Origin of the sequence: Streptomyces sp. NRRL WC-3626 (assembly GCF_000718785.1) — a bacterium.
GTDB lineage: Bacteria > Actinomycetota > Actinomycetes > Streptomycetales > Streptomycetaceae > Streptomyces > Streptomyces edwardsiae.
Genome location: NZ_JOCA01000007.1, coordinates 19,221 through 40,908 on the forward strand (window position 1 = coordinate 19,221; position 21,688 = coordinate 40,908).

Here is a 21,688-nt window from a genome sequence, read left to right on the forward strand (position 1 = left end):
CTCCCTGGATCGGCGGGCGCGCCAGGAGGGACGATGGGGTCATGCAACGTGAGGAACTCGCCGACTTCCTGCGCCGCCGCCGTGAGGCGATCCGCCCGGCCGACGTGGGGATCTCCGACGGCCCGCGCCGGCGCACGGCCGGGCTGCGCCGGGAGGAGGTGGCGATGCTGGCGGGCATGTCCGTGGACTACGTCGTACGCCTCGAACAGGGCCGCAGCAGTCAGCCGTCGACGCAGTTGCTCGTCGCGCTGGCCCGGGCGCTGCGGCTGTCCGACGACGAGCGCGACCACCTGTTCCATCTGGCCGGTCACCGGCCGCCGCCCGCCGACAGGGTGGCCCGGCTGGCGCGGGCGGGGCTGATGCGCCTGCTCGACCTGCTCGGGGACACTCCGGCGCTGGTGCTGTCCGACCTGGGGGAGGTGCTGGCGCAGAACCGGGCGTCGCTGCTGCTGATGAGCGACCTCACCGGCTTCTCCGGCGACCGCCGCTACATCGTCTACCGCTGGTTCACCGAACCGGCCGCCCGCGCGATCGGCCCGGCCGAGGAGGAGGAGTACTACGGCCGTCAGCTCGTGGCCGATCTGCGCGCGGTCGCCGGACGCCGGGCCGGCGACCCCACGGTCGGCGGGCTCGTCGGGCGTCTGTCGGCCGAGAGCGCGCTCTTCCGCCGGCTCTGGGCGGAGCACGAGGTGGCGGTCCGGCGCGCCGACCGCAAGACGTTCCTGCATCCGAGGGTGGGCCGGGTGCTGATGGACTGCGAGACCCTGGTCACCCCCGACCAGGGGCAGCAACTGCTGGTGCTCACCCCGGCGGACGCGGAGGCCCGCGAGCGGCTGGAGCTGCTGCGGGTGCTCGGCAGCGAGGAGTTCCCCACGGGCGCGACCGGCCGCTGAGCGCGGGGAGTCGGGCGCGCGGCCGGAACGGAGATCGCCGCGGCGATCGTGGCCGCCGACCCGACACCGGACGAGGGCGACAGTTCCGTGCCGGACGCACTCCTCACGGCCTTCGTCACGGCCGTCCGCGGTACCTGGCCGCACGGCGGCCGGGACCGCGTCCGGCCCGCGGGGCCGGTGGCCGGCTCACGGTTGCACTCAGCGGGCCCTGCACCGGAGCAGCGGGTCCGGTCCACGCCCGTTCCCACCGCGGCCGGTGGCGGACTCGCGGTTCGCCCTCACCGGCCGGGCCCGGCTCGGCCGGCATGGTCCGTCGGCCACGGCACCCGGCCACGCGGTGGCCGCGTCCGCACGCCGGGCCGGTGGCCGGCGTGCGGGCCCGGCCCGGTTCAGCGGGTCTGGTCCGTCGGGCGGATCAGGATTTCGTTGACGGCGACGTGGTCGGGCTGGGTGACCGCGTACAGGACCGCGCTCGCGATGTCCTCGGGCCGCAGGGCCCGCATCGACGCGGCCATCGTCCTGGCCATGTCCCGTATCGCCGGCACCGTGATGTGGTCGGCCAGTTCGGTCGAGACGAACCCGGGCTCGAGGACCACCACACGCACCCCCTGCTCGGTGACCTCCTGGCGCAGCGCCTCCGCGAAGGCGTTGACGCCGAACTTGGTGGCCGAGTAGACGGCGCTCGCGGCCGACGACGTACGCCCCGACGTGGAGGAGATCTGCACCACGGCGCCCTTGCTGTCGAGCAGATGGGGCAGCGCGGCGTGGACCGCGTACATCGAGCCGAGCAGGTTGGTGTTGACCATGCGGGTCCACTCCGTGGTGTCCGCGCCCAGGATCGGGCCGCTGAGCATCAGGCCCGCGTTGTTCACCAGGACGTCGAGGGAGCCGAAGCCGTCCACGGTGGCCGCGACGGCCTCCTCCACCGAGCCGCGGTCGGTGACGTCCAGGTCGAGGACGAGCGTCTCGCCGGGAGCCTCCCGCGCCAGCGACTTCAGCCGGTCCCCCCTGCGTGCTCCGACGGCCACCCGGGCGCCGGCCCGGGACAGGGCGAGCGCGGTGGCCCGGCCGATGCCCGAGGACGCGCCCGTGACCAGGGCGACCTTGCCGTCAAGGGTGTTGTTCACGCGCTTCTCCGATCAGAAAGTGACCGTGCGGTCATGTTGAACCAAGCTAACATGACCACCTGGTCACCTTGCTGATAGGCTTCCCGTCAGGAGGAGGCACCATGATCGAGAGGGCGCCCGCGCAGAGCCCGCGGGCGGACATGGTCCGCAACCGGCATCTGCTGCTCACGGCGGCGACGGAGGCGTTCGCCGAGGGCGGGGTGGACGTGTCGATGGGCGAGATCGCGCAGCGGGCGGGCGTTGCCAAGGGCACGGTGTTCCGCCACTTCCCGTCGAAGGACGATCTGCTCGCGGCGATCACGCTCCGGCTGCTCGGCGGCCTCGTCGGCACCGCGGAACGCCTGCTGAAGGCCGAGGACGCCGGTGCGGCGCTGCGGGAGTTCATGACGGCCGGTGTGGAGACCCTCGCCGCCGACCGCGCGTTCTGCGAGGTGATCGGGCGGCCGTCGCTGCAGCACGCCGAGGTGCGGGACGAGATCGCCCGCCTCTGTGACACGGTCGAGGCCCTCACCGCCCGGGCGCGCGAACAGGGCGCCGTACGCGGCGACATCACGGGGACGGACGTCGTCCTGCTGCTCGGCGGCATCCATCAGACGGCCGCGCCCGTGCTGGACCAGCAGCCGCAGGCCTGGCGCCGCTACCTCGAGCTCGCCTTCGACGGCCTGTTCGCCACCGGCGCCCGCGCGCTGCCGCACCACCCGCCCGCCGGCCTGCACCTCACCGACCCCCGTCAGTCCGCCTGACCCGCGGGCGGCTCACCGCCGTCCCCGGCACGACGGAGACAGGAGGTGACGACCACGAAGGGCCACACGGACTGAAGGAGCGTCACCACCCTTTCCGCGACGCCCGCGACGCCGTGGCGCTGCGTCTCGACGAGGAACCAGACCGCGCCGACGACCATCAGCCCGGTCGCCGCGGCCGAGGCCGCCGGCCGCAGCGCCCAGGGAACGGCACGGCCGCCGACGGCGGCCAGCAGCGGCCACAGGGCCAGCAGCGCGAATCCCACGGCGGCCACCGAACCGTGCCGCAGGGAACCGCCGCTGCTCGGCGCCGGCAGCATCGCCACCACCAGCGCCGCCACTCCCCCGCCGGCCAGCGCCACGCGCCCGGCGGTGGCCGCCGCCCGCAGCCCCCAGGCGGTGAGCAGATGGCAGGCGCCCAGGGCGAGCAGCGCCCCGGTCATCACCCAGGAACCCGCGGCGCCGTAGGCCGCCAGCACGCTGATCGTCTGGGTGACGGGGTCGTAGGCGGGCCCCTCCAGCGACGCCGCGATCACCCAGCCCGCGATCAGCAGGACGGGCGCACACCCCGACGAGAGCAGGACCCATCTGGGAACAGACACCATCGGATCACCATAGAACGTGATCAAACGCTCTTCGTTGTGCATTCCGGAGATGAGGGGTGCCGGGTCGGCGCGTAAGGTGAATGCCGTCGATCCGGTTCACTCGGAGGGATCACCCATGGGTACGGTCACCACCCCCGACGGCACGGCCATCTTCTACAAGGACTGGGGTCCGCGCGACGGACAGCCGATCGTCTTCCACCACGGCTGGCCGCTCAGCGCGGACGACTGGGACAACCAGATGCTGTTCTTCCTCTCGCACGGCTACCGCGTGATCGCCCACGACCGGCGCGGTCACGGGCGCTCGAGCCAGACCTCGTCGGGCCACGACATGGACACCTACGCGGCGGACGTGGCGGCGCTGACCGGCGCCCTCGATCTGCGCGGCGCCGTCCACATCGGGCATTCGACCGGCGGCGGCGAGGCCACGCGCTACGTGGCGCGGGCGGAGCCGGGCCGGGTCGGGAAGGCGGTGCTGGTCGGCGCGGTCCCCCCGGTCATGGTCAAGTCCGAGAGCAATCCCGGCGGAACACCCCTCGAGGTCTTCGACGGGTTCCGTGCGGCCCTGGCCGCCAACCGCGCGCAGCTCTACATCGACGTGCCGTCAGGTCCGTTCTACGGCTTCAACCGCCCCGGCGCGGAGGTCTCCCAGGGGCTGATCGACAACTGGTGGCGGCAGGGCATGACGGGCGCGGCCAACGCCCAGTACGAGTGCATCAAGGCGTTCTCCGAGACCGACTTCACCGAGGACCTCAAGCAGATCGACGTCCCGGTGCTCGTCGCGCACGGCACCGACGACCAGATCGTCCCCTACGAGGACTCCGCGCCGCTCACGGTCGAGCTGCTGAAGCACGGCACCCTGAAGACCTACGAGGGATACCCCCACGGCATGCTGTCGACCCACCCGGACGTCCTCAACCGCGACATCCTGGAGTTCGTGAAGTCCTAGGCGGGTGCGGCCGCCTCACAGCGCACGGAAGGGGTGCCCGCCACGCCCGGTGGCGGGCACCTGCGGCCGTACGGCCCCCGCTCACGTCCCCGCCGGCACCGGGCGCCGCAGGAGATAGCCGGTCGACGCCACGACCAGGACTCCCATACAGGCGATGAACACCAGTCCCGCACCCTCCAGTCCCATCGGGCCGGTCAGCAGCCCCACGCCGATGACCGGCACAGAGATGCCCAGGTACGCCACCACGAACAGCGTCGAGATCACCGCCGCGCGCCGGTCCGGCGGGGACGCCCCGCTCACCGCGGACAGCGCGCCCCGGAAGGCCAGCCCCTGGCCGAAGCCCCCGATGACCGCGCTCAGCACCACCAGGGACAGCAGATCCCGGTGCAGCGCGCCCGCGAGCAGCGCCAGCCCGGCGAGAAGGCCGGCGCACCCCAGCGGCAGAGCCCGCACCGTGCCGACGCGGCCTGCGGCCAGCTGTCCGCCGGTCGACGAGAAGAAGGCCAGCGCCACGACCAGCCCGCTCACCGCGTGATCGGTCACGTCCAGGTGCTCGGCGAGGAACGCGGGACTGACGGCGGTGAACACACCGAACAACGCGAACCCGACGAACGAGGCGGCCGCCGCCGGGCCGAACACCGGCCGCACCCGCGGCGGCACTCCGGGCCGCTGAGGTCGTACGGTGCTCAGCGGGCGGCGCTCCGCCACGGTCTCCGGAAGCCGGAGCAGTACGGCCGTCGAGCAGGCGACCAGGGCGAGGTGCGCGGCGAACGGCAGATACAGCGGCCAGGGCGCGTACTCGGCGAGGATTCCGGCGAGCAGCGGGCCGCAGCCGAGGCCGCCCATGTTGACGGCGGTGGCGACGAACGTGGCCCGTGCGGTGCCGCCGGGCGGGGCCGACTCCATGACGTACGCCGTGGCCGCGCCGGTGAACAGTCCGGCGGAGAGCCCCGACAGCAGCCGCCCCGCGTACAGCCAGCCCAGCGCGGTGGCGCACAGGAAGCAGACGGCGCTCGCGGCCGCGCAGCCCAGGCCCCACAGCAGCACCGGACGTCTGCCGACCGCGTCCGAGGCGTTGCCGGCCAGCAGCAGCACACCGATGACGGCGAAGGCGTACGCGGCGTAGACCACGGTGACCGTCAGCTCGGAGAAGCCGAACTTCTGCTGGTACAGGGGGTAGAGCGGGGTGGGCAGCGTGGTGCCGGTCATGCACACCGCGAACACCGCACCGCCGAGCAGACACACCCGCCATCCGCGGCGATCACCGGCCATGCCCCGACGCTAACGCCTCACCCGGCCGCGGTCCCCCGGGCGCCCGCCACCGGGGTCACTGACCGCCGAGACCGGTCGTCGCCACGGACTTCACGATGTGCCGCTGGAAGAAGACGAACACCAGCACGAGGGGCAGTGCGGCCAGTACGGAGGAGGCCATGGTCTGGGCGTAGTTCACGCCGTAGGCGTCCTTCACGGCGGTGATGCCGACCGGCAGGGTCATCAGGTCCGGGTCGGAGGTGGACACGAAGGGCCACATGAAGTTGTTCCACGCGCCGATGAACACGAAGATCGACACGGCGGCGAGCATCGGGCGGGACAGCGGCAGCATCACGGACCAGAAGATCCGGGCGTGGCCGGCGCCGTCGATGCGGGCGGCCTCCTCCAGTTCGCGCGGGACGGAGTCGAAGTGCTTCTTCAGGATGAAGACCATCACGGGCGCGACCGTCTGCGGCAGGATCACCGCGGCGTAGGTGTCGACCAGGTCCAGGGTGAGCATCTGCTGGAACCACGGCACGATCAGCAACTGCGGGGGCACCAGGATCGACGCCATGGTGACGGTGAACAGCCACCGCCGGCCGCGGAACAGTGTGCGGGAGAACGCGTAGCCGGCCATCGCGGACACGGCCACGGTGATGACGGTGACGGCCGCCGCGATGAGGAAGCTGTTCAGCATCCACAGGGGCAGGTCGCCGCGTTCGATCACGGTGCGGAAGCCGTCGAGGGTGAAGCCGCCCTGGGGCAGGATCCAGTGCAGCGGATCGCTGGCGTCCTGCTCGGACTTGAACGCCGTGAGTACGGCCCAGGCCATCGGGAGCAGCCAGATCAGCGCCATCACCGCGAGGGCCGTCAGGGCGAGGACGCGGGACAGCCTGCTCGGGCCGAGGGTGAGGTTGGGGCCGCGCGACGGGGCCGGCCGGTCGCGGTGGGCCCGGCGGGCGGCGGGGAGCGGGGAGACCGAGCGGCGCGTGGGCCGTGTCGGGACGTCGGTGGAGGTCATGTCACTTCTCCCTGCGGCGAAGGGCGACGAACTGCACGGCGGAGGCGAGGACGATGAGGGCGAAGAAGACGTAGCTGATGGCGGAGGCGTAGCCGAGGCGGTAGCCGGTGAAGCCCATGTCGTACAGGTATTCGACGACGGGGCGGGTGGAGCCGTTGGGTCCGCCCTTGGTGAGCAGGTACACCTGGTCGAAGACCTTCAGCGAGGCGAGGATCTGCAGCACCGTGACGACACCAATGATGCGCCGCAGCTGTGGGAGCGTCACGTGCCACAACCGCCGCCAGGCGCCGGCGCCGTCCAGCGCGGCGGCCTCGTACAGGTGGTCGGGCACGGCCTGGAGCGCGGCGAGGAACAGCAGGAAGTTGAAGCCGACGGTCCACCACAGGGTGGCGATCACGATGGCGTAGAGGGCGACGGACTCGTCGCTGAGCCAGGCGTAACCGTCCAGGCCGACCGCCTGCAGCAGGTGGTTGTAGAGGCCGAGGTCCGGCTGGTACAGCCAGCCCCACAGCAGGCCGATCACACCGACCGGCAGCAGGTAGGGGGCGAAGAACGCGAGCCGCCACACCCATTGCCCGGGCAGTCCCGTGTACACCAGGAGGGCCATGCCGAGGGCTACGGCCACCAGGGGCACGGTGGAGACGACGGTGAACCACACGGTGTGCCACATCGAGCGCCACATCTCGGCGTCGCCGAGGGCCTCCGCGTAGTTGTCCAGCCCGATGAAGGACGGATCCTGCGCGGCGAGCGAGGTGTCGGTGAGGCTCATCCAGGCGCCCTGGACCAGGGGCCAGAGCATGAAGAGGACGAACAGGACGAGGAACGGCAGGGCGAAGAGAAGTCCCGGCGAGGCGGCGCGGCGCAGTGTCGCGCCGGGTCCCCGGGCAGGGCGGGCGGCCTTCGGACGGCCGCGGGAAGCGAGTTCGGTGGACATCTGCTGCCTCCTTCGCGGCGGCTCAGGCCGGGCTGGGCTTGGAGAGGGCGGTGTTGATCCGCTCGACCATGGCGCGGGCCGCCCGGTCGGGTGCCAGGCCGTCGAGCATCGACTGCTGGAGCACCTGTGACATGGAGTTCTGGAAGTCGGAGCCGGCTCCCGCGAACCAGACGGCCGGGTCGAGGACCACGTGGTCGGCCGCCGCGGCGTACCGGGCCTGCGGCTCCAGCCGCGCGTACTCCCGGGTGCGGGTCACCGGCTGGTAGGCGGGGATGTGCCCGGCCTTCGCCCAGGTCTGGCCGGCCTTGAGGATCGCGGCCACCGCCTGGTGGGTGCGCCTGCGGTGTGCCTCGTCGGGGTCGGGGCGGCGCGGCAGGACGAAGGAGTGGGAGTCGGCGTAGACCGCCGGGGTGCCGAACACCGTGGGGAAGGGAGCGGCCCCGAGTTCGGGGTCGGCGGCCTGGAAGGTGCCGAGTTCCCATTCGCCGGAGAGGATCATGGCGCTCTGGTCGTTGGTGAAGTTGGCCAGAGCGGCCGGGTAGTCGAGGCGGCGCGGGTTGGCGCGGCCGTCGACGAGTTTCTGCATGAAGGCGATGACCTCGGTCATCGCGTCGACGTTCGCGGTGACCCGGCCGCCGACGGGAAGGTCGAAGTCGTTGCCGGTCTGCCGGTAGAGGCCGTAGAACAGCCGCCAGCCCTGCGCGGTGTCGTTGACGTAGCCGAAGGCGATGCCCTGTTTGCCGGAGGCCCTGGCCAGTTCCCGGCCGGCTTCGAGGAAGCGCTCCGGGGTGGAGAAGGCGTCCTGGTCGAGGCTTCCGTCGCCGGTCAGCAGTCCGGCCTCGCGGACGGGGCCGGGGTGGTAGAAGACGATGAACGGGTGGGTGTCCAGCGGGATGGCGAACGTCCGGCCCTCGAACTGGGTACGGCCCCACACCGCTGCGGCGAAGTCCTGTTCACGGACGCCGAATTCGGCGAGCAGGCCGGTGTCCCAGGGGTCGAGCAGTCCGAGCGGCGCGTATCCCGCGAGCCGTGACATGTGGGAGATGGCGACGTCCGGGCCGCGTCCGCCGGCCGAGGCCATGGCGAGCTTGGTGTAGTAGGGCGTGCCCCATTCGAGCACGGTCCGCTCGACGCGGGTGCCGGGCATGTCGGACCGTGCGGTGCCGATGAGTTCGTCGAGCAGGGCGCCGTCGGCGCCGCTGAACAGGTCCCACATGCGCACGGTGCGCGGGTCCGCGGCGGCCGACGCGGAACCGCAGCCGGCGAGCGCCCCGCCGCCGAGGAGTACGGCGGCGGAGGCCAACGAGGCCCGCAGCAGGCTCCGTCGGGACGGCGCGGCACCGCTGCCTTCCGGCACGGCGGAGGCGGCCCGTGGGCCAGGCAGGTCGACCATGGCACTACCTTTCTCTACATCGATGTACATCACCGGCGGACGCAGCGGCCGGCATGCCGTGGGGCCGGGGGGGCGTGCTGCGGTCAGCCGTCGGATTCGCAGGCGGCCGCGCGCTGCTGGACGCGGCGCAGCGCGGCGGTGTCGAACTTCTCGGCGCGGTCGAAGCCGTAGACGCCGTTGCGTTCCTGGAAGACGTCGGTGAGCTGTGTGTAGCAGTAGCCGAACATGTCGGGGTCGTCGAGCAGGACGTCCACCAGGCCGGTGAAGCGGGCGACGAACTCGTCGGTGCTGCGCGGCCGTTCGCCGTATCCCCAGGAGGTTCCGCGTTCGTCGCCCGCGGCGGTCGCGGCGGCGGCCGCGTCCCACCAGATGCCGCCGAACTCGCTGCAGAAGTAGGGCTGTCCGCGGTAGGGGACGGACCAGTCGCGGCCGTCGGGGCCGGTGTTGACGTACGGGCGGTCCTCGGCGAGGCCGGCCATGGTCTTCGCGAAGACCTGGGGATCCTGTTCGTAGCAGTGCGAGTCGTAGACGTCGGTCTCCGCCACGCGGTGGGCGTAGCCGGAGGCGTCGATCACCGGGCGGCTCGGGTCGGCCTGCTTGGTGGCCAGGAACATCGCCCGGGTGACGTCGTCCAGTTGGGTGATCCGGTCGTGCAGGTTCTGGTATGTCTCGTTCAGCGGGCACCAGCCGATGATCGACGGGTGGGAGTGGTCGCGTTCCAGGGCCTCCAGCCACTGGGCGACGTAACCGGCGTCGGGGCGCTGGTTGTCGTCGCGTACGCCGGTCTCGCAGCCCCAGTCGCCGAACTCGCCCCACACCAGGTAGCCGAGCCGGTCGGCGTGGTAGAGGTAGCGCTCCTCGAACACCTTCTGGTGCAGCCGGGCCCCGTTGAAGCCCGCCCGCAGGCCCAGTTCGATGTCACGCACGAGGTCGGCGTCGGTGGGCGCGGTCATCAGCCCGTCCGGGTAGTAGCCCTGGTCGAGCACCAGCCGCTGGAAGAGGGGCTCGCCGTTGAGCAGGACCCGCCTGCCGTGCAGGGCGACCGAGCGCAGTCCGGCGTACGACGTCGCCTCGTCCACGATCGCGCCCTCGGCGTCGAGGAGTTGGAGCCGCAGGCCGTAGAGGTGCGGGTCGGAGGGGGACCAGGTGCGCAGCCGGTCCTCGGGCACGGTCAGCACCAGCCGGGGGCAGAGGTCGAGGTCCGCGCGGGCGGAGGCGGTCACGACGTCGCCGTGCTCGTCGGAGAGGACCGCGCGCACCCGGTGGCCCGGCAGGTTGCCGGTGACCGGGAGGTCGAGGTGGAACGAGCCCGACCCCAGGTCGGGGGTGATCCGCGGGCGCTTGAGGCGGGCGGCGGCCGGCACGGGTTCCAGCCACACCGTCTGCCAGATCCCGGTGGTCCGGGTGTAGTGGCAGTGCGTGTTGGCGTACCAGGTGGCCTGCTTGCCGCGGGCCTGCGGGCCGTGCCGGGTGTCGCGGGCGCGGACCACGATCACGGCCTCCTCGCCGGGCGCGGCGGCTCCGCGCAGTTCCGCGGTGAAGGGGGTGAAGCCGCCGCGGTGGCGGGCGACCTCGGTGCCGTTGACCCAGACGGTGGTGTCGTGGTCCACCGCCCCGAAGTGCAGCAGCACGTCGTTCCCGGACCACTCGGCCGGGACGGTGACCGTGCGCCGGTACCAGACGGCCTCCAGGAAGTCCGTGTCGCCGATCCCGGACAGTTCGGACTCGGGGCAGAAGGGTACGAGGATCTCGCCCGTGAGGTCGCGTTCGCGCAGTCCGCGCTCGAGTCCGCTGTCGCCGCGGTCCGTCTCGAACTGCCAGCGGCCGTTGAGGTTCAGCCATGCCTCGCGGACGAACTGGGGCCGGGGGTACTCCGGACGCGGGAGGTCCTGGGGCAGGGGCGTGCTCATGCTGCTCCTCATCAGTGCAGGTGCGCTGTGTACGGGGTCATGCGACCATACGATTACATCGATGTAAATGGCGGTGGCGGAAAGTTTTCGATGGAACGATTCACGCTGCCCGCGGCCTGGCCGGGCGTGGCGGCGGTTACGATCCCGGAGGCGGCGGGAGGGGTGGGCGGTGCCGTTCGGCGGCTGCGACGGGCCCCTCTCGAGCGCGCGGTGGGGGTGTGCGCCCCGCGTCCGCGTCGCGATCCGGACGACGACGGACTCCGAGAAGGGAAGCATGGGCAGGCCGAGGATCAAGGACGTCGCGCAGTACGCCGGAGTCTCGGCGAAGACGGTGTCGAACGTCCTCAACGACTACGAGCACGTCTCCGAGCGGACCCGGACCGCGGTGCGGGAGGCCATCGACACGCTCGGCTACCGGGTCAACATCGCCGGACGGCAGCTCCGCCGGGGCCGTACGGGCATGATCGCGCTGGCCGTGCCGGACCTGGACGTCGCCTACTTCGCGGAGCTCGCCCGGCATGTCATGGCGGAGACCGAGCGCCGGGGCAGCACCACGCTGCTGGTGGAGACGGGCGGGCGGCGCGAGAAGGAACTGGCGGCGCTGCACGGGTTCGACGCCCAGTTCACCGACGGCGTCATCCTCTCGCCGCTCGCGCTGGAACCCGCCGACCTGGCCGATCGCGACACCCGGCTGCCGCTGGTACTGCTCGGCGAGTGCAATCTGCCCGGCAGCGCCGACCATGTGGCGATCGACAACGTGACGGCGGCCCGCGAGGCGACCGGGCATCTGCTGGCGCGGGGCCGCAGGCGTATCGCGGTGATCGGCGGTGATCTGCGCGGATCGCGGAACACCAGCCGGCTGCGGACCGTCGGCCATCAGGAGGCCCTGGCGGCGGCCGGGGTCGCTCTGCGGCAGGAACTGGTCCTCCCCGTCCCCGCCTTCCGCTGGGCCGACGGGGCCGCCGCCGCCCGCACCCTGATGCGGCTGCCGGAACGCCCCGACGCGATGCTCTGCCTCAACGACCACCTGGCACTGGGCGCGGTGCGCGCCCTGCACGAGGACGGCTGGTCGGTTCCCGGGGACCTGGACGTGACCGGCTTCGACGACATCGAGGCGACCCGCTACAGCATCCCCACCATCACGACGGTCGCACCGGACAAACGGGGCATCGCGCGACGGGCGGTGGAACTGCTGCTGGACCGTATCGACGCGGACGGGCCGGGTGGTCCCGCGGTGGACGAGACGGCGGGACACCGGCTGATCGTGCGGGAGAGTTCGGGAGGATGAGGCGTGTGGGGGCCTTCTCGACACGCCCCCCGTTCACGCCTTGTCAGTGTCACGGGACGGCATGTATAACGTTGTAAAACTTGAGCCCAGCGGCTCGGCGCACGGCTCATGGTGACGGCTCGCCATCCGCACCGACCAACCGAGTCGGGCCGCTCACGAAGGGATTGCCGTGCGGGTCAGCCTCAAGGACGTCGCCGCGCACGCGGGGGTCTCCATCAAGACCGTCTCCAATGTGGTGAACAACTACCAGCACGTCACCCCGGCCATGCGCGAGCGTGTCCAGCGGTCCATCGACGCGCTCGGCTACCGGCCCAATCTCGCCGCGAGACATCTGCGGAAAGGGCGTACGGGCATCATCGCGCTCGCGCTGCCGGAGCTCGGTAACCCCTACTTCGCCGAACTGGCTGCCTCCGTCATCGACGCCGCGTCCGAGCACGACTACATCGTGCTGCTCGATCACACCGGCGGCTCGCGCGAGCAGGAGCTGCTGGTGAGCCAGGGCTTCCGGGCCCGGGTCATCGACGGACTCATCCTCAGTCCCATCGAGCTGGAGACCGAGGACCTCCGCGACCGCGCCGAGGAAGTACCGCTGGTGCTGCTCGGCGAGCGGGACTACGACCTGCCGTACGACCACATCGCCATCGACAACGTGGCCGCGGCCCGCGCCGCCGTACGGCATCTCATCGGTCTCGGGCGCCGGGAGGTGGCGTTCATCGGGGCGCGGCGGCGCAGGAGCGAACCCGCGCAACTGCGTGTGCAGGGCTGGCGCGAGGAGCTGAGCGCGGCGGGGCTGTCGTCCGACGAGGGACTCGTCGCCGCCACGGACGGCTGGGGACACGCCGACGGGGCGCTGGCCATGAACCACATCCTCGACAGCGGACGGCGGCCCGACGCGGTGTTCGCCTACAACGACCCGATGGCGATCGGGGCGATGCGGGTGCTGCACGAGCGAGGGCTGCGGGTGCCGGAGGACATCGCGGTCGTCGGCTTCGACGATGTGATCGAGGGGCGGTTCGGGGCGGTGACGCTCACGTCCGTATCGCCGGACAAGGCCGCGATCGGGCGGTTGGCGGTGGAGTCGGTGCTGGCGCGGCTCAACGACCGGGCGCCGGAGCCGCGACGGATCTGGGCGGATTACCAACTCGCCGAGCGGGAGAGCACATTGGGGCGGCCTGCGGCGGGGGGCTGAGCCTGGGGGCGCGACACGCCTGCGCGGCGGGCGGAGGCGGGGGCGACACGCCGGTGTCGTCGCGCGGGGCCGGGATGTGGGCGGCGGGGGCTGCCTGGCGGAGGTACGGGCGGGATCTGCCGTGCGGGCGCGACACGCCTGCGGAGCTGGTGGTGTCCTGTGCGTCCGTGCGTTCCGACACGCCGGAGTGGGCGCGGACCGACGGGAGTTGAGGTGCCCTCGGTGGCGCCGGGGGCAGGCCGGGGCGGGTGACGCAGCCCGGCGCCGACGGGGTGTCGGCGCGCCCGCCCGTGCCGCCCTGGGGGTACCTCCCAGGCACTCAAGGCACTGGGGAGGCACGCCTGCCCGCGGGAACGACGGTATACGACTGCCCGCCGAAGGCGGATGCATGCGACATGACTCCCCCGCGGCAGCGGAAACAGCGCAACTGCCTCCGAGAGCGGCGGAATACGACCGCCCTCGGAGGGCGGATGCATCCTGCGCGCTGCTGCACGCGGAAGCGGAGCACACAGCGCAACCGCATGCGGGAGCGGCGGTATACGACCGCCCGCACAAGGCGGGGGCCGGGACGCGACCGCACACGGGAGCCTAAGGCAGGGCACAACTGCCCGCGGGAGCGGCGGTATACGACTGCCGCGGAGGGCGGTTCCATGCGGCGTGACTCCCTGCGGGAGCGAAACGCACAGCGCAACTGCCGCGCGGGAGCGGGGGTACGGCGCGACCGCCCGCAAGAACAGGAGGGTACGGCGCGACCGCCCGCGAGAACGGCAGGCACCGCGCGACGGCACGCGGAGTCGCGGCGTGACTGCGCGCGGGAGCGGAGCGCGTGGCGCAGGGTCCCGAAGTGCGGTGGGTCGCCCCGTAGTTGTGGGGTGCACGCCATGCCCGCGTGCCGTCCCCCGCCGCCCGGGCCGGCACTGCTTCCTGTGGACCGCGGGGTACCGCCCGGCACAACTCCCCGGATTACGGCGGCTACGGGCAAGCGCTTGCCCGGGTGTGGGGCCGTCGTGCGGACCGTGGGGCCGCGGGGCGTTCCGTTCGCCCCTTGTGCCCAAGGGGTTTACAGCATCCTTCCAACGATGTAAAAACTCCTTGCACAAGGGGAGCAGCTACACATCCGCGGGCCTTTCGGCTCCCCAGTTCCCTTTTCAGCATCACCCGGATCGGGGTCACCATGCAGCGCAGCACTCACCGTTCTCACCTTCTCGCCCGTCCCGTGGTCGTGGCTTTGGCCGCCGCCGTGGCCCTGACCGCCTCCTCCTGCGCCAAGTCGGAGGACGACGCGGCGGACGGCAAGAAGTCCCCGTCGGCCGCCGCCGACGCCGGCCAGAAGGTCGTCACGCCGAAGCCGGGCAGCAAGACCTGCACCATCGACGCCTACGGCGGCGAGAAGCTCGACCTCAAGGGCGCCACCGTCGGCTTCTCGCAGTCGGAGAAAGAGGCCAACCCGTTCCGGATCGCGGAGACGCAGTCCATCAAGGACGAGGCGGCCGAGAGAGGCGTCAAGCTGCTCACGGCCAACGCCCAGTCGCAGTTCTCCAAGCAGATCAGCGACGTCCAGACGCTGCTCGCCAAGGGCGTCGACCTGCTGGTGATCGCCCCGCTCAACTCCGACGGCTGGGACCCGGTGCTGCAGGCCGCCGCCGCGAAGAAGGTCCCGATCGTCACCATCGACCGTAAGATCAACGCGACCGCGTGCAAGGACTACGTCTCCTTCATCGCCTCGGACTTCGTCGAGCAGGGCCGGCGGGCCGCCGACCAGATGATCGAGGCCACGGGCGGCAAGGGCGAGGTCGCCATCCTGCTCGGCTCGGCCGGCAACAACGTCACCACCGAGCGCACCAAGGGCTTCAAGGAGCGGGTCGCCGAGAAGGCCCCCGATCTGAAGGTCGTCTTCGAGCAGACCGGTGACTTCACCCGCGAGAAGGGCCAGCAGGTCACCGAGCAGCTCATCCAGTCCAAGCCCGGCATCAAGGGCGTCTACGCGGAGAACGACGAGATGGGCCTCGGCGCGGTCGCCGCGCTGAAGGGCGCGGGCAAGAAGGCCGGCGACGTCAAGATCATCACGGTCGACGGTACGCGCAACGCCGTCCAGGGCGTCGTCGACGGCTGGATCAGCGGTGTCATCGAGTCCAACCCGAGGTTCGGCCCGCTGGCGTTCCAGACGCTGGACACCTTCACCCAGGGCAAGGAAGTCGCCCAGGACATCGTGATCCAGGACAGCGCCTACAGCGCGGACAACGCCGAGCAGGACCTCGGCAAGGCCTACTGACCGCTCCGGGGCCCGGTCCTCCGGGCCCCCGTCCGTCCGTCACCACTTTCTTCCTGGAGGCACAGGTGGCTCCCCCCGCCGAAGTCCTCGCCGTCCGCGGACTGAGCAAGTCCTTCCCCGGCGTCCGGGCCCTGGACGACGTGGACCTGACCCTGCACCCCGGTGAGGTCCACGCCCTCATCGGCGAGAACGGCGCCGGCAAGTCGACCCTCATCAAGCTCCTCACCGGGGTGTACCGGCCCGACGCCGGTGACATCGTTTTCCAGGGCCGTACGGTCTCCTTCGGTACGCCGCTGGAGGCCCAGAAGGCCGGGATCTCGACCATCTACCAAGAGGTCAACCTCATCCCGCTGCTGAGCGTGGCCCGCAACCTCTTCCTGGGCCGCGAGCCGCGGAACCGTTTCGGCCTGCTCGACTCGGCCCGCATGAACCGCGAGGCCGAGGAGGCGCTGCGGGAGTACGGCGTCCGGGTGGACGTCCGCCGCCCGCTGCGCACCCTCGGTGTCGGCGCGCAGCAGATGGTCGCCCTGGCGCGTGCCGTGGCGAGCGAGGCCCGGATCGTCATCATGGACGAGCCGACCTCCTCGCTGGAGCCGCGGGAGGTCGAGACGCTGTTCTCGGTCATCCGCCGGCTGCGCGACGAGGGCATCGCCGTCGTCTACGTCAGCCACCGCCTGGACGAGCTGTACGCCGTGTGCGACACGGTCACGGTGCTGCGCGACGGCCGTCGTGTCCACCACGGCCGGCTCGCCGAACTCGACCGGCTCTCCCTGGTCTCCACCATGCTGGGCCGGGAGCTGGGCGAGGTCCGTCAGGAGGGCCTGACGAAGTTCACCGGCGACCACCACGCCACCGACAGCCGGCCCGTGCTGGAGGCCGTCGGACTGACGGTCCCGCACAAGCTGAACGAGGTGTCGGTGAGTATCCGCCCCGGCGAGGTCGTCGGACTCGGCGGGCTGCTCGGCTCCGGACGCACCGAGACCGCGAAGGCCATCTCCGGTGCGCTGGCCACCAGTTCGGGCCGGGTCACGGTGGCCGGGGTGCCCCTGCGCGGCGGCTCCACTCCCGCCGCCATCCGGGCCGGCATCAGCCTGCTGCCGGAGGACCGCAAGAGCGAGGGCATCGTGCCCGGCCTCTCGGTGCGCGAGAACATCTCGCTGGCCGTGCTGCCCCGGCTGTCCCGCTTCGGACTGGTCTCCGAGGCGCGGGTCGACAGCATCGTGGACACGTTCATCGAGCGGCTGCGGATCAAGGCCTCCTCGCCGCAGCAGAAGGTCGGCGAACTCTCCGGCGGCAACCAGCAGAAGGTGCTGCTCGCCCGCTGGCTGGCGATGAACCCCAAGGTGCTGCTCCTGGACGAGCCCACCCGGGGCATCGACGTCGGCGCCAAGGCCGAGGTGCAGAAACTCGTGGACGAACTGGCCGCCGACGGCCTGGGCGTCCTGCTCATCTCCTCCGACCTGGAGGAACTGATCGAAGGGTCCGACCGCGTGGTCGTACTGAAGGACGGTGCGGTCGTCGGTGAACTGACCGGCGACGAGGTCACCGAGGACAAGCTGATGCGGACCATCGCCGGGCACGCCCCGGAGAAGGACGCGGTCGAGGAGGCGGCCTCCGATGGCTGAAGCCACCCTCAAGACCGTCCCGCTGGACAAGGCCCGCGTGATGCAGTGGCTGCAGACGTACGGCGTGTACGCCGGCGTGGCGCTGCTGCTGGTCGTCAACATCGCCATCACCCCGCACTTCCTGTCCGCGGAGAACTTCCGCACCCAGGCCGTGCAGGTCGCCCCGGTCATCATCGTGGCGCTCGGCATGGCCCTGGTCATCGGCACCGAGGGCGTCGACCTCTCGGTCGGTGCCGTGATGGCCCTGGCGGCCTCCGTGACGGCCCTCTACCTCGGCTACGGCCTCCTGCCGGCGCTTCTCGTGGTGGCGGTGTTCGCCGCCGTCGTGGGGCTGGCCAACGGGGCGCTGGTGGCGTTCGTCGGGGTGCAGCCGATCGTGGCGACACTGGCGCTCATGGTCGGCGGCCGGGGCGTCGCCCTGGTGCTGCTGCCGCAGCTGGAGGATCTGCGCAACCCGTCGCTGGCCTCCCTGGGCTCGGGCGACGTGCTGGGCATCCCGTATCTGATCCTGATCGCCACCGTGCTGGCGCTGCTGGTGGCGTTCGTCGTCCGCCGCACCACCTTCGGGCGGCAGCTCCTCGCCATCGGCGACAGCCGCCCGGCCGCTGAGCTCGCCGGACTGCCGGTGCGGCGCGTGCTGATCCTGGTGTACGTCGGCTGCGCGCTGCTCGCCGCGGTGGCGGGCGTCCTCGCCACCGCACGGCTCCAGGCCAGCGATCCCACGTCGCTGGGCAACTTGATGGAGCTGTCCGCCATCACGGCCGTCGTGGTCGGCGGGACTCCGCTGACCGGCGGCCGGGTGAACATCGCCGGCACCGTGGCGGGAGCCGTCCTCATCCAGCTGCTCACCGCCACCCTCATCAAGCACGATCTGCCGCCCTCCTGGACCCAGATCGCGCAGGCCATAGTGATCGTCGCCGCGGTCTACGCGGCACGGGGACGGGGGAAGCGATGACCGCCACGAAGACGGACGCCCCGGTGGCCCCGGCGGGCGACGGGAAGCAGGCGGCGGCCACCGAACCGGTGGGCTCCGCCCGCTCGGAGCGGCTGAGCGCGCTGGTCCAGCAGCACGGCGCGCTGGCGGTGCTGGTGGTCGTCTCCCTGGTGGCGTCGTTCAGCTTCGACTCCTTCGCCACCGGGGACAACGTCGGCAACATGGCGACGAGTTCGGCGTTCCTGGCGATCGTCGCGCTCGGCATGACCTTCGTGATCATCACCGGCGGCATCGACCTGTCGGTCGGCTCGCTGTTCGCGCTCGGCGGCGTCCTGGCGGCCTGGGGTTCGCGGCACGGCACCCTGGTGGCGCTGCTGCTGCCGCTGGTGGTGTGCGGGGCGATCGGCGTCGTCAACGGGCTGCTGGTGGCCCGCTCCCGGCTGGCGCCGTTCATCGTCACCCTGGCGGCCATGCTCGGCGCGCGCGGTCTGATGCTGGCGCTGACCGACGAGGGCGCCAACACGTATCTGATCGGCAAGGGTTCGTTCCTGGCCGAACTCGGCCAGGGCACGACCCTCGGTCTCGGCAACCCGGTGTGGATCACGCTGGCCCTGTTCGTCGCCGGCGCCGTCGTCCTGCGCCGTACGCGCTTCGGACAGCATGTGTACGCGGTCGGCGGGAACGAGGACGCGGCGGCGCTGATGGGCGCCCCGGTGGCCCGTACGAAGATCCTCGTCTACACGCTGTCCGGGGTGCTGGCGGGACTGGCCGGCGCGCTCAACGCGGCCTGGCTGGCCTCCGGGGTGACGATCCTCGGCAACGGCATGGAGCTGGACGCCATCGCCGCCGTCGTCATCGGCGGGACGCTGCTCACCGGCGGTCTCGGCTATGTCAGCGGCTCGCTGGTCGGTGTGCTGCTGCTGAGGGTGATCCAGAACGTCATCAACCAGGTCGGCTCGCTGGACTCCTCCTACCAGCAGGTCGTCAGCGGTGCCTTCCTGGCTTTGGTCGTCATCGCCCAGACCTGGCTGGGCCGCAGACGGCAACTGTTGTAGAGCTCCGGGTGCCGCGGCGGACGCCGCGGCACCCGGGTACCAGACGGCCGGTCACGCACCATCGCGCGACCGGCCGTTTCCGCACGCGCACGTCTCCCACCCCCACTTCCCTAGGAGTGACGATGCGTCGAACACCCGCACCACCACCGCACCTCCCCCGGTCCGGACGGCGGGCACGCTGGGTCACCACCGTGCTCGCGGTCCTGGCCCTCGTCGCCGGTACGGTTCTCACCGTCTCCGGTGCCGCGGCCGCGGCACCTCAGGCGTGGACCCCGAAGCCCGCGCCGATGACCACCCCCTGGACCGGCCAGGTCCCGGTGGACAACCCGCTGCCCGAGTACCCCCGTCCGCAGCTCACCCGCCCCGACTGGGCCAATCTCAACGGTGTCTGGGACTTCGCCGTCACCTCGGCGGACGCCGGCCGGCCCGCCTCGTTCACCGAGCAGATCCGGGTGCCCTTCGTCGCCGAGTCCGCGCTCTCGGGCATCCAGCGCAGGATCACCCAGAACGACAAGCTCTGGTACAAGCGCACCTTCACCGTCCCGTCGAACTGGAACGGCCGCCGCGTCCAGCTCAACTTCGGCGCCAGTGACTGGCGTACGACCGTGTGGGTCAACGACCGGCAGGCCGGTGCCATCCACAGCGGCGGCTACGACTCCTTCTCCTACGACATCACCGACCTGCTGAACGGGGGCACCAACACCGTCGTCGTCTCCGTGTGGGACCCCAGCCAGACCGGCGGCCAGGCGGTCGGCAAGCAGCGCGTCAACGAGGTGACACCCCATCCGGGTGGGGGCATCTTCTACACCGCCGCGTCCGGCATCTGGCAGACGGTGTGGCTGGAACCCACGGCGGCCGCGCACATCACCCGCCTCGACATGGTGCCGGACCTCGGCAACAACCGTCTCAAGGTCACCGTGCGGGGCACGGGGATCAACGGCCACCAGGCCCGTGTCACCGTCTCCGCCGGCGGCACCACGGTCGGCACCGCCACCGGACCGGTCGGCGGTGAGTTCACCGTCCCGGTCCCGAACCCGCACCGCTGGACGCCGGACGACCCTTTCCTCTACGACGTGAAGGCGGACCTGCTGTCCGGCGGCACGGCGGTCGACTCGGTCGGCAGCTACACCGGTATGCGCACCATCGGCCTCGCCCGTGTCGGCGGGCTGCTGCGCCCGGTGCTGAACGGCGAGTTCGTCTTCCAGACGGGCACCCTGGACCAGGGCTACTGGCCGGACGGGATCTACACCGCGCCGACCGACGCCGCCCTCCGGTACGACCTGCAGAAGCACAAGGACCTCGGCTTCAACATGGTGCGCAAGCACATCAAGGTCGAACCGCAGCGCTGGTTCTACTGGGCCGACCGGCTGGGACTGCTGGTGTGGCAGGACATGCCGGCCATGGACACGCGCACCCCCGACGCGGCGGCGCGCACCCAGTGGGAGGCCGAGTACGACCGGATCATCGACCAGCACCGCAGCTCACCGTCGCTGGTGATGTGGGTGAACCAGAACGAGGGCTGGGGCCAGTACGACCAGGCCCGTATCGCCGACGAGGTGAAGGCGTACGACCCGTCCCGGCTGGTGAACAACATGAGCGGCGTCAACTGCTGCGGGGCGGTGGACGGCGGCAACGGTGATGTGGTCGACCACCATGTGTACGTCGGCCCCGGCACCACGGTGCCCAGCGCCACCCGTGCCGCCGTTCTCGGCGAGTTCGGCGGCCTGGGCTTCAAGGTGGCCGGCCACGAGTGGTACCCCGGCGGCGGCTTCAGCTACGAGGACCAGCCCGACCTCGCGCATCTGAACAACCGGTTCATCGGCCTGCTGGACGGTATCCGTGAGGTCCGTATGCCGCGGGGGCTGTCCGCCTCGGTCTACACGGAGATCACCGACGTCGAGAACGAGGCCAACGGCCTGCTCACCTACGACCGTCAGGTGGTCAAGGTCGACGAGGCCAGGGTCAGGGCCGCCAACCGGGCCCTGATCGACGCCTCACGCTCGTCCACCGCACCCGTGACACTGCCCACCGGACAGTACAAGTCGCTGCGCGTGACGACGTCCGGCCTCACCGACCGCTATGTGCGGCACCAGGACGGCGCCGCGTTCACCGCGGTCGTGAACAGCGGGAGCGACGCGCTGCTGAAGAACGACGCCACCTGGCGGATCGTGCCCGGTCTGGCCGACAGCACCTGCTACTCGTTCGAGTCGCGGAACTACCCCGGCGAGTATCTGCGCCACCGCGCATACCGTGTCCACAAGGAGGGCGGCAGCGGCGACCTGTTCCGTGCCGACGCCACCTTCTGCCCCGTCCGGGGCGCGAACGGAGGAGTGAGGCTGTCGGCCTACAACTTCCCCGAGCAGTATCTGCGCCACTACGACGCCGAGTTGTGGCTGGCGACGCCGGGGGGCACCCACACCTGGGACGGCCCCGGCCTCTTCACCGAGGACACCACCTGGGCGGTGGAGGCCCCCTGGGCCCCCTGACGCCATGAGAAGCGGGGTG

Annotated in this window: 17 protein-coding genes; 10 read left to right on the forward strand and 7 right to left on the reverse strand. The window is 71.5% G+C overall.

The genetic code is table 11. The features are described from left to right. Positions 1-41 precede the first annotated feature (41 nt). The gene (locus tag IF28_RS0113275) at positions 42-893 is read left to right on the forward strand and encodes a helix-turn-helix transcriptional regulator (RefSeq protein ID WP_030218479.1); all 852 of its coding nucleotides are present in this window, start codon (positions 42-44) and stop codon (positions 891-893) included. A gap of 389 nt (positions 894-1,282) precedes the next feature. Here IF28_RS0113275 and IF28_RS0113280 read toward each other — a convergent pair whose 3' ends face one another. Beyond that, a complete protein-coding gene (locus IF28_RS0113280; protein ID WP_030218482.1) occupies positions 1,283-2,020 on the reverse strand; it encodes an SDR family NAD(P)-dependent oxidoreductase in 738 nt (245 codons plus the stop codon). 101 nt (positions 2,021-2,121) lie between these two features. Between IF28_RS0113280 and IF28_RS0113285 the strand changes: the two genes are divergently transcribed. Beyond that, on the forward strand, positions 2,122-2,763 hold the full coding sequence (locus IF28_RS0113285; protein WP_037893211.1) for a TetR/AcrR family transcriptional regulator: 642 nt from the start codon (positions 2,122-2,124) through the stop codon (positions 2,761-2,763). Here the strand turns inward: IF28_RS0113285 and IF28_RS0113290 are convergent. Further along, complete coding sequence (locus IF28_RS0113290; protein WP_030218488.1) at positions 2,751-3,365, reverse strand: DUF998 domain-containing protein; 615 nt, start codon at positions 3,363-3,365, stop codon at positions 2,751-2,753. The genes IF28_RS0113285 and IF28_RS0113290 overlap by 13 nt on opposite strands. A gap of 115 nt (positions 3,366-3,480) precedes the next feature. On the opposite strand from IF28_RS0113290, the gene IF28_RS0113295 reads away from it, so the two are divergent. After that, positions 3,481-4,311 (forward strand): alpha/beta fold hydrolase, encoded by an 831-nt coding sequence (locus IF28_RS0113295; RefSeq protein WP_030218491.1) that lies wholly within the window; start codon positions 3,481-3,483, stop codon positions 4,309-4,311. Between the two features lie 81 nt (positions 4,312-4,392). Here IF28_RS0113295 and IF28_RS0113300 read toward each other — a convergent pair whose 3' ends face one another. The 5 genes from IF28_RS0113300 to IF28_RS0113320 form a co-directional block, all read right to left on the reverse strand. Next, positions 4,393-5,583 (reverse strand): MFS transporter, encoded by a 1,191-nt coding sequence (locus IF28_RS0113300; RefSeq protein WP_030218494.1) that lies wholly within the window; start codon positions 5,581-5,583, stop codon positions 4,393-4,395. Between the two features lie 55 nt (positions 5,584-5,638). Continuing rightward, on the reverse strand, positions 5,639-6,583 hold the full coding sequence (locus IF28_RS0113305) for a carbohydrate ABC transporter permease (RefSeq protein WP_030218497.1): 945 nt from the start codon (positions 6,581-6,583) through the stop codon (positions 5,639-5,641). Position 6,584: 1 nt separating this feature from the next. Further along, positions 6,585-7,517, reverse strand: a complete 933-nt coding sequence (locus tag IF28_RS0113310) for a carbohydrate ABC transporter permease (protein ID WP_030218500.1) — start codon at positions 7,515-7,517, stop codon at positions 6,585-6,587. A 22-nt stretch (positions 7,518-7,539) separates the two neighbouring features. Next, on the reverse strand, positions 7,540-8,910 hold the full coding sequence (locus tag IF28_RS0113315; RefSeq protein WP_051713738.1) for an extracellular solute-binding protein: 1,371 nt from the start codon (positions 8,908-8,910) through the stop codon (positions 7,540-7,542). Between the two features lie 83 nt (positions 8,911-8,993). Further along, complete coding sequence (locus tag IF28_RS0113320) at positions 8,994-10,820, reverse strand: glycoside hydrolase family 2 protein (protein ID WP_030218505.1); 1,827 nt, start codon at positions 10,818-10,820, stop codon at positions 8,994-8,996. 274 nt (positions 10,821-11,094) lie between these two features. Here IF28_RS0113320 and IF28_RS0113325 point away from each other — a divergent pair, with 274 nt between their 5' ends. From IF28_RS0113325 to IF28_RS0113355, 7 genes are all read left to right on the forward strand, one after another. Next, on the forward strand, positions 11,095-12,108 hold the full coding sequence (locus tag IF28_RS0113325) for a LacI family DNA-binding transcriptional regulator (RefSeq protein WP_030218508.1): 1,014 nt from the start codon (positions 11,095-11,097) through the stop codon (positions 12,106-12,108). Positions 12,109-12,277: 169 nt separating this feature from the next. Next, on the forward strand, positions 12,278-13,297 hold the full coding sequence (locus IF28_RS0113330; protein ID WP_030218512.1) for a LacI family DNA-binding transcriptional regulator: 1,020 nt from the start codon (positions 12,278-12,280) through the stop codon (positions 13,295-13,297). 1,174 nt (positions 13,298-14,471) lie between these two features. Continuing rightward, on the forward strand, positions 14,472-15,569 hold the full coding sequence (locus IF28_RS0113335) for an ABC transporter substrate-binding protein (protein ID WP_030218521.1): 1,098 nt from the start codon (positions 14,472-14,474) through the stop codon (positions 15,567-15,569). 65 nt (positions 15,570-15,634) lie between these two features. Continuing rightward, positions 15,635-17,194 (forward strand): sugar ABC transporter ATP-binding protein, encoded by a 1,560-nt coding sequence (locus IF28_RS0113340; protein WP_030218524.1) that lies wholly within the window; start codon positions 15,635-15,637, stop codon positions 17,192-17,194. Next, positions 17,187-18,149, forward strand: coding sequence for an ABC transporter permease (locus IF28_RS0113345; RefSeq protein ID WP_030218527.1), 963 nt, complete (start codon positions 17,187-17,189; stop codon positions 18,147-18,149). Before IF28_RS0113340 ends, IF28_RS0113345 begins: the two co-directional genes overlap by 8 nt. Then, entirely contained in the window at positions 18,146-19,183 is a 1,038-nt protein-coding gene (locus IF28_RS0113350) for an ABC transporter permease (protein ID WP_030218530.1), read from the forward strand. The genes IF28_RS0113345 and IF28_RS0113350 overlap by 4 nt, the downstream gene beginning before the upstream one ends. Before the next feature lie 122 nt (positions 19,184-19,305). Then, on the forward strand, positions 19,306-21,669 hold the full coding sequence (locus IF28_RS0113355) for a glycoside hydrolase family 2 (RefSeq protein ID WP_030218533.1): 2,364 nt from the start codon (positions 19,306-19,308) through the stop codon (positions 21,667-21,669). Positions 21,670-21,688 lie beyond the last annotated feature (19 nt).

Excerpts from the sequence above, each read along its gene's own strand:
- IF28_RS0113275 (WP_030218479.1), top strand. The coding sequence starts at position 42 with ATGCAACGTGAGGAACTCGCCGACTTCCTGCGCCGCCGCCGTGAGGCG.
- IF28_RS0113310 (WP_030218500.1), bottom strand. The coding sequence starts at position 7,517 with ATGTCCACCGAACTCGCTTCCCGCGGCCGTCCGAAGGCCGCCCGCCCT.
- IF28_RS0113290 (WP_030218488.1), bottom strand. The coding sequence starts at position 3,365 with ATGGTGTCTGTTCCCAGATGGGTCCTGCTCTCGTCGGGGTGTGCGCCC.
- IF28_RS0113315 (WP_051713738.1), bottom strand. The coding sequence starts at position 8,910 with ATGGTCGACCTGCCTGGCCCACGGGCCGCCTCCGCCGTGCCGGAAGGC.
- IF28_RS0113350 (WP_030218530.1), top strand. The coding sequence starts at position 18,146 with ATGACCGCCACGAAGACGGACGCCCCGGTGGCCCCGGCGGGCGACGGG.
- IF28_RS0113320 (WP_030218505.1), bottom strand. The coding sequence starts at position 10,820 with ATGAGCACGCCCCTGCCCCAGGACCTCCCGCGTCCGGAGTACCCCCGG.
- IF28_RS0113295 (WP_030218491.1), top strand. The coding sequence starts at position 3,481 with ATGGGTACGGTCACCACCCCCGACGGCACGGCCATCTTCTACAAGGAC.
- IF28_RS0113325 (WP_030218508.1), top strand. The coding sequence starts at position 11,095 with ATGGGCAGGCCGAGGATCAAGGACGTCGCGCAGTACGCCGGAGTCTCG.
- IF28_RS0113285 (WP_037893211.1), top strand. The coding sequence starts at position 2,122 with ATGATCGAGAGGGCGCCCGCGCAGAGCCCGCGGGCGGACATGGTCCGC.
- IF28_RS0113305 (WP_030218497.1), bottom strand. The coding sequence starts at position 6,583 with ATGACCTCCACCGACGTCCCGACACGGCCCACGCGCCGCTCGGTCTCC.
- IF28_RS0113335 (WP_030218521.1), top strand. The coding sequence starts at position 14,472 with ATGCAGCGCAGCACTCACCGTTCTCACCTTCTCGCCCGTCCCGTGGTC.
- IF28_RS0113300 (WP_030218494.1), bottom strand. The coding sequence starts at position 5,583 with ATGGCCGGTGATCGCCGCGGATGGCGGGTGTGTCTGCTCGGCGGTGCG.
- IF28_RS0113345 (WP_030218527.1), top strand. The coding sequence starts at position 17,187 with ATGGCTGAAGCCACCCTCAAGACCGTCCCGCTGGACAAGGCCCGCGTG.
- IF28_RS0113355 (WP_030218533.1), top strand. The coding sequence starts at position 19,306 with ATGCGTCGAACACCCGCACCACCACCGCACCTCCCCCGGTCCGGACGG.